Annotated in this window: 8 protein-coding genes; 1 reads left to right on the top strand and 7 read right to left on the bottom strand. The window is 71.7% G+C overall.

What is annotated here, in order from left to right; translation table 11 throughout:
* Positions 1-37 precede the first annotated feature (37 nt).
* The 7 genes from ASG51_RS01755 to ASG51_RS01725 form a co-directional block, all read right to left on the bottom strand.
* A complete protein-coding gene (locus ASG51_RS01755) occupies positions 38-802 on the bottom strand; it encodes an SOS response-associated peptidase (RefSeq protein WP_056378637.1) in 765 nt (254 codons plus the stop codon).
* Positions 803-888: 86 nt separating this feature from the next.
* Complete coding sequence (locus tag ASG51_RS01750; protein WP_056378635.1) at positions 889-2,577, bottom strand: methyl-accepting chemotaxis protein; 1,689 nt, start codon at positions 2,575-2,577, stop codon at positions 889-891.
* Between the two features lie 93 nt (positions 2,578-2,670).
* Entirely contained in the window at positions 2,671-3,675 is a 1,005-nt protein-coding gene (locus tag ASG51_RS01745) for a magnesium transporter CorA family protein (protein WP_056211361.1), read from the bottom strand.
* A gap of 10 nt (positions 3,676-3,685) precedes the next feature.
* Entirely contained in the window at positions 3,686-4,546 is an 861-nt protein-coding gene (locus ASG51_RS01740) for an NAD(P)-dependent oxidoreductase (protein ID WP_056211359.1), read from the bottom strand.
* A 3-nt stretch (positions 4,547-4,549) separates the two neighbouring features.
* Positions 4,550-5,410, bottom strand: coding sequence for an SDR family NAD(P)-dependent oxidoreductase (locus tag ASG51_RS01735; RefSeq protein WP_056378634.1), 861 nt, complete (start codon positions 5,408-5,410; stop codon positions 4,550-4,552).
* Complete coding sequence (locus ASG51_RS01730) at positions 5,407-6,165, bottom strand: enoyl-CoA hydratase-related protein (RefSeq protein WP_056211355.1); 759 nt, start codon at positions 6,163-6,165, stop codon at positions 5,407-5,409. The genes ASG51_RS01735 and ASG51_RS01730 overlap by 4 nt, the downstream gene beginning before the upstream one ends.
* A gap of 61 nt (positions 6,166-6,226) precedes the next feature.
* Positions 6,227-7,990 carry an acyl-CoA dehydrogenase gene (locus ASG51_RS01725; protein ID WP_056378632.1) on the bottom strand — a complete coding sequence of 588 codons (1,764 nt, stop codon included), beginning with the start codon at positions 7,988-7,990 and terminating at the stop codon, positions 6,227-6,229.
* Positions 7,991-8,112: 122 nt separating this feature from the next.
* Between ASG51_RS01725 and ASG51_RS01720 the strand changes: the two genes are divergently transcribed.
* Positions 8,113-9,126, top strand: a complete 1,014-nt coding sequence (locus ASG51_RS01720) for an L-threonylcarbamoyladenylate synthase (protein ID WP_056378629.1) — start codon at positions 8,113-8,115, stop codon at positions 9,124-9,126.
* Positions 9,127-9,218 lie beyond the last annotated feature (92 nt).

The raw sequence follows: 9,218 nt of genomic DNA, 5'->3' as shown, positions 1-9,218 counted from the left end.
CCGAACGCAAGGACGGCGTCGTCCCGAGGGTCCCCCTTCAGAACAGGGCACCCTGCGCATCCTCGTCGCTGGAGCGCGGCTGCGCGGCGGGCGGGGCAGACCGCCCGGCTTCGCCCCTCTGCGGCCGGGCCAGGGGCTCGATGAGGTCCGGCGCATCAATGCGGGCGTCGTTCACCCGGGCGCTGACGGGGTCCAGCGTGAGCCAGTCGGCGGGACAGGGGCGGCACAGCTTCACCGCGGCGTCCGGCTCCGTGTCGCGGGTGTCGAGCCAGGAATCGATCTGGTCCGGCGCGAGGATCGCCGGCATGCGGTCGTGCACCGCCGCCATCGTGCCGTTCGCGTCCGTTGTGACGACGGCCGCCGTGTCGACCTCCGAGCCGTCGGCCCCGAGCCAGTTTTCCCAAAGGCCCGCGAGCGCCATCGGTGCCCGGTCGGCGCGGCGGATCATGTAGGGGGTCTTCGTCGCGGCCTTGCCCGTCCCCTCCCGGCGCCACTCGTAGAACCCGTCGGCCAGGAAGACGCAGCGGCGGTGGCGCAGGGCGCCGCGGAAGGTCGGCTTCTCCCGCAGGGTCTCGGACCGGGCGTTGATGACGAGGGGGAAGTCCTTCGGGTCCTTGACCCAGCTCGGCCACAGACCCCAGCGCACCAGCCGGAACCGGCGCCGCCCGCCCTCGGACAGCACCACCGGCACCGGCTGGGTCGGCGCCACGTTGTACCGGGGCGGGAAGTTCGGCAGCTCGGGATAGCCGTAGAAGGCCCGGAAGATGTCCGGAGCCTGGGCGATGAAGAAGCGTCCACACATCCGCGGACGATCCGCAAATTCGACCCGATGGGCAAGGGGCTCAGGCCCCCCGGGGCGACGGATCCCCCGGGGGCGCGTCGCCGGTCTCAGGCGGCGCGGACGCCGGCGAGGAAGCGGCCGACCTCCTGGCCAAGATGGTCGGACTGGCGCGCGAGGGCCGAGGCGGACGCCAGGACCTGGCTCGCCGCGGCGCCGGTTTCCTCGGCCGCTCCCGCCACGCCAGCGATGTTGGCCGTGACCTCGCCCGTGCCGGTGGCGGCCTGCGCGACGTTGCGCACAATCTCTTGGGTCGCCGCGCCCTGCTCCTCGACGGCCGCCGCGATGGTGGTCGCCACCGCGCTGATCTCGTCGATCCGGCCGCGGATGGCGTCGATGGCGTGCACGCTCTCGGCCGTGGCGCCCTGGATCCGCGCGATCTGCGTGCTGATCTCGTCGGTGGCCCGGGCCGTCTGCCCGGCCAGTTCCTTCACCTCCGTCGCAACCACGGCGAAGCCGCGCCCCGCTTCGCCGGCCCGGGCCGCCTCGATCGTGGCGTTCAGCGCGAGGAGGTTGGTCTGACCGGCGATGTCGGAGATCAGCTTGACCACGTCGCCGATCCGCGCCGTCGCGCCGCTGAGTTCCTGCACCAGGGCGGCGGTCGTGCCGGCCTCGCACACGGCGGCGCCGGCGAGCTCGGCCGAGCCTTGCACCTGGCGGCCGATCTCCTGCACGGAGGAGCCGAGCTCCTCGGCCGCCGCCGCCACCGTCTCGACGTTCGAGGCCGCCTCCTCGGCGGCGGCGGCCACCGACAGGGAACGCCCGGCGGTCTCGCTCGCGGTGCCGCTCATGGCCTGGGCGGTCGCCTGCAACTCGCTCGCGGCCCTGCCCACGGAGTCCACGATGCCGCCCACGGCACGCTCGAAGCCGTCGGCCATCTCCTGCATCGCCTGGCGGCGCTGGGCCTCGGCCCCGGCCCGGGCCGAGGCCGTGTCCGCCTCGAGGGCCTTCATGCGGATCAGACTCTCCTTGAAGACCTGGACGGCGTCGGCGATGCGGCCGATCTCGGTGCCGGTGCCCTGGTGCGGGACCGTCACGGCGAGGTTCCCGGCGGTGAGCGCCGTCATCGGCTGCACCACCGAGTCGATGCCCCGCGTGACGCTGCGGATGATCAGGGTCGCGAGCAGGACCGCGAGCACGACAGCCACGCCGAGGGCCGCCAGCGCGATCGACGTCGTCTGGGCCGCGAGGGCGACGCCCTCCGCCTCGGCCTGCGCGGCGCCGGCGTCGTTGATCTCGATGAGCTTCTCCAGGGCGGTGGAGGCGCGCCGCCGCGGCTCGACGCCGTCGGAGAGGTAGAGGGCGTAAGCCTCGCCCTTCGGGGCGGTGCGGGCGGCGGCGACGATCCGGTCGGCCACGCCGAAGAAGGTGGTGACCTCCCGCCTAAAGGCCTGGAAATGCCCGCGCTCCGCATCCGAACTGATCAGGCGCTCGTAGCTCTTGGACAGGGCGCCGACCTGTTCCCGGCGCTTGGTCATGTCGGCCTCGATCTTGGCCTGGTCGCCGGCATCCGTGGTCTGCGTCACGCGCAGCAGGCTCGTGGTGTAGCGGGCCAGGGCGACGTCGATCCGACCGCTCACCTGCACGCTCGGAAGCCAATTGGTCTGGACGGCGGTGAGTAGTGCGTTGATCCGTCCGACACCGGACATTCCAAGCCAGCCAATTGCGACGATGAAGAATGTGATGATCGCGAAGCTGGCAACCAACCGAGTGCGGATGGTCAGGGTCTTGAAGGTCATGGAACCGCTCCAAGAGCATGCATCCGCCCTCCGGATCATGCCAAGTGCGATTACATTGCATCGGCATCCTTAACAGGATGCATCGGATACTCGCTACAACCAGCGTTTCCAGCGGAAGAACACGTATGGAAGGACAGCCGCCACGACCATCATCACGACCGCCATCGGGTATCCGAATCCCCAATCCAATTCGGGCATCGCCTTGAAGTTCATGCCGTAGATCGAGGCGATCAGGGTCGGCGGCATGAACACGACCGCCATGACCGAGAACAGCTTGATGATGTTGTTCTGCTCCAGGTTCACGAGGCCGAGCGTGGCGTCGAGGAGGAACTGGATCTTGGAGGACAGGAAGGTGGCGTGCTCCTCCAGGGACTGCAGGTCGCGCAGGGTGGAGCGCACGTCCTCGCGCAATTCGCGCGGCGCCTTGGCGGTGCGGTAGGTCGCCGAGAGCGAGAGCAGGATGCGCTCCATCGAGACGAGGCTCTCGCGCTGCTTCGAGATCAGGTCGCCGTGGCGCCCGAGCGCCCGGAGGGTGTCCTGCAACGCGGTGTTGCGGGCGCTCGGGTCCTCCTTCTCCTCGAAGATCTTGCCCGAGAGGCGGTCGATGCGCTCCCCCTGGAGCTGGAGCACGTCGGCCGCCCGGTCGATCACCGTCTCGATCAGCCCGGCCAGGATGGTCTCGCCCGAGGGCACGGCCGAGGGGCCGTTGCCCGTCGAGCGGCCGGCCCGCTGGGTGTACATCCGGAAGGCCTGCGGCTCCTCGTAGCGCACCGTGACGAGGCGGCTGCCGCGCAGGATGAAGGTGATGCCGGCCAGCCCCGGCTCCTCGGATTCGCTGACCTTGCTCAGCACCCGGCCGGTCATGTAGCGCGCCCCGTCCTCGACGTAGAGGAGTTCGGAGGGCTCGATGTCCTTCATCTCCTCGCGGGTCGGCACCGAGATGCCCATGAAGACCTCGACCTTGAGGTCCTCCTCCCGGCTCGGCCGCACCATGTCGAGCCAGACGGTGTCGTCGGGGATCGGCTCCTGCAATTCGAGGGAACGGCGCTCGAGCAGGGTCTGCCCGGCGCCGGCGACCGGCTGGTGGATGAAGATCACGCGGGATGTCTCAGGCGAAGGCCCCGGGAGGCGGTGTGCTCGCATCCGGCACGAAGAAGTCCGGCGCAAGAGGAATGCCGGGTGTGACCCGGTATTTTGAAAAGTCCGTGACACCCTGCTCCGCCAGGAAGCTGTCGTCGATGAGGAAGCGGCCCGTCACCGCGCGGGCGGGCAGGCGGAACAGCGCGTGGGCGGCGTCGGCCAGGATCTCGGGCGTGCGGCTCGCCTGCATCAGCGCCTCTCCGCCCAGCAGATTCTGCACCGCCGCCGTGGCGATGGTGGTGCGCGGCCAGAGAGCGTTCACGGCGATGCCCTGGCGCTTGAGCTCGCCGGCGAGCCCGAGCACGCAGAGCGACATGCCGTACTTGGCGATCGAGTAGGCGAGGTGCGGCGCGAACCACTTCTCCGCCATGTCGAGGGGCGGCGACAGCATGACGATGTGCGGGTTTTCTGCCTTGGCGAGGTGCGGGATCGCGTACTTGCTGACCATGTAGGTTCCGCGCGTGTTGACGCCATGCATCAGGTCGAAGCGCTTCATCTCGGTCTCGGGCGTCCGGGTCAGCGCGATCGCGCTGGCGTTGTTCACCACGATGTCGATGCCGCCGAAGGTCTCGGCCGTCCGGGCGATGGCGGAGGCGACGCTGTCCTCGTCGCGGACATCCACCAGGAGCGGCAGCGCCCGGCCGCCCGCCGACTCGATGGCGGCGGCGGCGGTGTGGATGGTGCCCGCCAGCTTGGGATGCGGCGCGTCGGTCTTGGCCGCGATGGCGATGTTGGCGCCGTCGCGGGCCGCCCGCAGGGCGATGGCGAGTCCGATGCCGCGGGACGCCCCGGTGATGAACAGGGTTTTGCCCTGCAGCGAATCGCTCATGTCTCAGCTCTCCTCGGCGTTGATCTGGAACCGGGCCGGCTGCGTGCCGTCCGCATCGGTGAAGCCGTATTCGGCCGCGAGGTCGCCCGCATGGAGGATCTGCCCGGCCCGCGCCGCCACGGCCGGGTCGGCCGCCAGGGCGGCCAGCGCCCGGCCGGCATAGAGCGGGGTCTCCGTCGCCCGGTCGGCATGGCCGATGTCGACGGCGCGCTCGGTGCGCACGAAGCCGGGGGACAGCCCGAGCGCCGTGACCCCGTGCGGCGCCAGTTCCTCGGCGCAGGCGAAGGCCAGCCGGTTCGTGGCCGCCTTGGTCAGGTCGTAGAAGATGTCGCCGAGATAGCCCGGCGCGGTGTCGAACGAGACGAAGGCGATGAGGCCGGATTTCGCCGAGACCATCGCGGGGGCGACGGCGCGGGCGAGGAGGAGGGCCGGATAGGGGCCGCTCCCGAAGAAGTCCGAAAACGGCTCGGCCGAGCGGCGCCAGAACGGCGTGCCCCAGGCGGCGCCATCGGCGTAGCGCTCGCCGTCATAACCCTCGTTGCCCCCCCAGACGCTGGAGACCGCCACGTCGATGCGCCCGAACCGGCGCAGGGCCCAGTGGACCAGGGTGTCGACGGCGCGCTCGCTGGTGTGGTCGCAGAGGTAGTGATGGCCCTCGCCACCGGCGGCATCGACCGCGCGGGCGGTATCCTCGATGGTCTCGGGCCGCCCCTCCGTGCGTGGCCCGGTCTCGCTGGACCGGGCGGTGACGATGACGGTGGCGCCGGCCTCGCCGAGCCCCCGCGCCAAGCCGCGTCCCACCCCGCGCGAGGCGCCGGCGACGAGGCAGATCTTTCCGCGCAGCAGGTCCGGTGCGGGGGTCACGCCGGCTTGGCCCGGCCGAGGAAGCGCGCGAAGGCGGCCTGGGCCTCGGGCGACCGCAGGCGCTCCTCGAAGGCCACGGCCTCGGCCTCCAGGGCGGCGTCCAGGGCGGCCTGGTCGCCCCGGATCAGCGCCCGCGTCGCCTGCACCGCCCCGCGCGGCAGCCCGGCGAGGCGCGCGCCCTGCGCACGGGCATGCTCCAGCAGCAGCCCGGCCGGCATCACCCCGTTGACGAGCCCGAGACCCAGCGCTTCGTCCGCGTCGAAGGGCTGGCTCAGGAGCAGCATCTCCGTGGCCTTCAGGAGCCCGACCCGGCGCGGCAGCAGGTAGCTCGACGCCGCCTCCGGCACGAGGCCGAGTTCCACGAAGGGCATGCGGAAGCGGGCCGCCGGGCTGGCATAGACGAGGTCGCAGTGCAGGGTCAGGGTCGTGCCGATCCCCACCGCGATCCCGTCCACGGCCGCGATCATCGGCGTGCGCGTGCGGGCGAGCTGGCGGATGAACTGCAGGGCCGGCGCCTCGCGGAACGGCTTGCTCGCGCCCGCGACGAAATCGGCGAGGTCGTTGCCCGCGCTGAAGGCGCCCGGCGCCCCGGCGAACACCACGGCGCCGATCGCATCGTGTTCGTCGGCCTCCACCAGGGCGGCGCGCAGGGCGTCGTACATGGCGCCGGTCAGCGCATTCTTCTTCTCGGGCCGGTCGATGCGGATGAGGCGGACGCCGTCGGCGGTATCCGCGATCGCGATGTGCTCGCTCATGGTGCCCTGCCCTCCTGGATGGTGTTCGATCCGCGCGAGTGCGACGCTCGGCGGGGCCGGATCAGCTCGCCAGGGCGAGGGCGGCGTCCTCGGTGAAGCGCCCACCCGCGACGACGCTCTCCTCCAGGCCGCCCACGGCGGTCAGCAGGTTGTCGGCGAAGAACCGGGCCAGCGCGATCCGGCCCGCATGGGCGGGATCGGTGTCCCCCGCCTTGAGCGCCGCGTGGGCGGCGAGCGCCTGGCGACCGAGGCAGGCGCCCCCCTGGACCAGGCCGAACAGGCGCAGGTACGGCGTCGCGCCCGCCAGCGCCGCCTCCGGCCGGTTCGACGCGAGGGCCTTGAGCTGGAAGCTCGTCGCCCGGTCGAGGCTCTCGATGCCGGCACGCAGCCGGGCGCCGAGGCTGCCGAAGGCCGGATCGGGATCCTTGAGGAAGCCCTCGGCGGTCCGGCGCAGGCTCGCGATCTGCGCCCGCACCGTCGCCCCGCCGTTGAGCGGCAACTTGCGGGCGACGAGGTCGATGGCCTGGATGCCGTTCGTGCCCTCGTAGATGCCGAGGATGCGGGCGTCGCGCATGTGCTGGGCGGCGCCGGTCTCCTCCACGAAGCCCATGCCGCCATGGACCTGGACACCCAGCGAGGTCACCTCGTTGGCGATGTCGGTGGAGAAGGCCTTGGCCACCGGCGTCAGCAGCGAGGCGCGGTCATGCGCCCCCTGCCCTTCCGGGCCCTCCGCCGCGTCGAGGGCGGCGGCGGTGAGGTAGCAGATGCCGCGCGCGGCCTGGGTGAAGGCCTTCATGGTCAGCAACATGCGCTGCACGTCGGCGTGGTCGACGATGGGGCTGGTCTCGGGGGCGCCGGGCGCCTTGCCCTGACGCCGGTCGCGGGCATAGCCCAGCGCCTGCTGGTAGGCCCGCTCGGCGATGCCGACGCCCTGGAGGCCGACGTTGAGGCGAGCCGAGTTCATCATCGTGAACATGCAGGCGAGCCCGCGATTCTCCTCGCCGATCAGCCAGCCGACGGCGCCGCCATCGTCGCCGAAGGCCATCGAGCAGGTGGGCGAGCCGTGAATGCCGAGCTTGTGCTCGATGCCGGAGCAGCGCAGGTCGTTGCGGCTGCCGTCCGGCAGGATCTTGGGCACGAGGAACAGCGAGATTCCGCGGGTGCCGGCGGGCGCGTCCTTGAGCCGGGCCAGCACGAGGTGGACGATGTTGTCGGTGAGGTCGTGCTCGCCGTAGGTGATGTAGATCTTCGCGCCGACGATGCCGTAGCGACCGTCCCCAAGGGGTTCGGCGCGGCTGCGCAGCAGGGCCAGGTCCGAGCCGGCCTGCGGCTCCGTCAGGTTCATGGTCGCGGTCCATTCGCCCGAGATCAGCTTGGCGAGGTAACGCGCTTTGAGGTCGTCCGAGCCGTGCTGGGCCAGGGCCTCGATCCCGCCCGCCGTGAGGAGCGGGCAGAGGCCGAAGGCGATGCTCGCTGCGTTCCACATCTCGTTGCAGGCGGCGTTGAGCACGAGGGGCAGGCCTTGCCCGCCATGGTCGGGGTCGGCGCTGAGGCCGTTCCAGCCGCCGGCGATCCAGGTCCGGTAGGCTTCGCGCCAGCCCGGCGGGGTGGTGATGGCACCGTCCTTGAGCGGCGTGCCGTGCCGGTCGCCGACCTGGTTGAGGGGGGCGATGACCGATTCGGCGACCTTGCCGGCCTCGGCCAGGACGGCTTCCGCGTCGTCGACGGCGAGGTCGCCGTGCAGGCCGGCCGCCAGGGCAGCGTCGAGCCCGGCCACGTGGCGCAGGGCGAACAGCATGTCGGCCACCGGAGCGCGATAGGTCATGTTGCTTCCTCCCGCGCCTTGGTTGAATCGACGCGTGTCGCCCCGTGTTTGACGCATGGCCCGGACGGGCGCTAGGCCCAGGCTTTCCCCGCCGAAGGGGCGCCAGTGAAGATAGTTTAGATATGAACAATCTCGGGTCAATCCCCGACGACGCGATCCCGGCGGTGGCGACGCGTCGGCTGACCGAGGACGCCGCCGGGATCGCGGCGGCCGCGTCCCTGCTCCGGGCCGGGCAGGTCGTGGCCTTCCCCACTGAGACGGTCTACGGCCTCGGGGCCGATGCCACCGACCCGGCGGCGGTCGCGAAGATTTTTGCCGCCAAGGCGCGGCCGCGCTTCAATCCGCTGATCGCGCATCTAGCTGACACGGAGGCTGCCTTCGCCCAGGGCTTTTTCGACGACGCGGCGCGCAGTCTCGCCGCGGCGTTCTGGCCCGGCCCTCTGACCCTAGTGGTGCCTTCCGCGCCGGGCTGCCGCGTCTGCGACCTCGCTCGGGCCGGCCTGCCGAGCGTCGCCCTCCGGGTGCCGGCGCCCGACCTGACCCGGGCCTTGCTGGCGCAGGTCGGGCGTCCCGTCGCCGCGCCTTCCGCCAACCGTTCGGGACGCGTCAGCCCGACCAACGCCGATCACGTCCTGGCGGACCTCGAGGGCCGGATCGCTGCCGTGCTGGATGGCGGCGAGACACCGGTCGGCGTCGAATCCACCGTGGTGGCCTGTCTCGGCGGAGTGCCCCGGCTGCTGCGGCCCGGGGGCGTCACACGGGAGGCGCTGGAAGCGCGCCTTGGCTTCGCCCTGGCCGGCCCGGAGCGGGGGGACACGGCCCATCCGGTCGGCCCGGGACTCCTCGCCTCCCACTACGCGCCGCGGGCGCAGGTCCGCCTCGAGGCGACCGCCGCCGCACCGGACGAAGTTGCGCTGCTGTTCGGACCGCATCCGCTCCCGGGAGCGGATGCGGCGCAGGCGCGCCTCAACCTCAGTCCCACAGGGGATCTCGCCGAGGCCGCGGCCCGGCTGTTCTCGGCCCTGCGCCAGCTCGACGGCCTCGGGGCGCCGGTGATCGCGGTGGCGCCCATTCCGGAGCGGGGTCTTGGCGAAGCGATCAACGACCGGCTTCGGAGGGCCGCGGCGCCGCGCTGAAATTTTTTCGGGATGCGCTGGAACCAAGCCGCCGGGGGCGTGTTTTCCCCGTACGAAGGCCAGTTCAGCCCCCAATGGCCTTTTCCCCTCTC

Source organism: Methylobacterium sp. Leaf465 (genome assembly GCF_001424705.1).
Lineage (GTDB): Bacteria > Pseudomonadota > Alphaproteobacteria > Rhizobiales > Beijerinckiaceae > Methylobacterium.
This window is presented reverse-complemented; position numbering and strand designations above follow the sequence as displayed.